At 53.8% G+C, this 572-nt stretch carries 1 pseudogene; it reads right to left on the bottom strand.

The window, feature by feature from the left end:
• Nucleotides 1-572, bottom strand: a pseudogene (locus C7J97_RS14770) (VirB4-like conjugal transfer ATPase, CD1110 family); the annotation flags it as partial.

Raw genomic sequence — 572 nt, forward strand, 5'->3', positions numbered from 1 at the left:
TTTCCGCTGCTGCGGTTTGCCGTGACACGCCCCCAGACCTGATCCTGCACAATGAGCATACCGAGTTTCTTCATCTGTTTGCCCAGTTCCTTGATGTCGTAGCAGACGATGCGGTTATTGACGTTCACGTTAGTGCGATGATTGAACAGGTTCAGGGAGCCTTTCACATAGATTTCCAGAGCCGTGGCAACGTGGTGGGCTTCCTTTTCGTCCTGCTGAAGAAGGGCATTGTACAAGTCCTCAAGGATGGGCATATTCTCCGGGCAGGGGTCCGCAAAATATTTGCGGTAGATCAGATGCACACAGCGGTCAATGACGGTTTTCTCCACCGGCAGCAGCCCTTCCTTGCCGCCCACCACAAGTTCGCACAGGGAAAGGATAAAGTCGGCTTTCAGGGACAGGGGATTATCTTCCTCGGAGTAGTTGGCATTGATGTCCATGGGGTTGATGAACTGGGTGCTGTTGGGGCTGATTTTGATGACCTGACCTTTCAGCCGATTCACCAGCGGCGAGTAATCGGCTGGGTCAGCGGTGTTACCACCGCCTTCCCGCCTAAGAACCGTACGTGACAG

Origin of the sequence: Faecalibacterium prausnitzii, assembly GCF_003324185.1 — a bacterium.
GTDB classification, from domain to species: Bacteria; Bacillota; Clostridia; order Oscillospirales; family Ruminococcaceae; genus Faecalibacterium; species Faecalibacterium prausnitzii.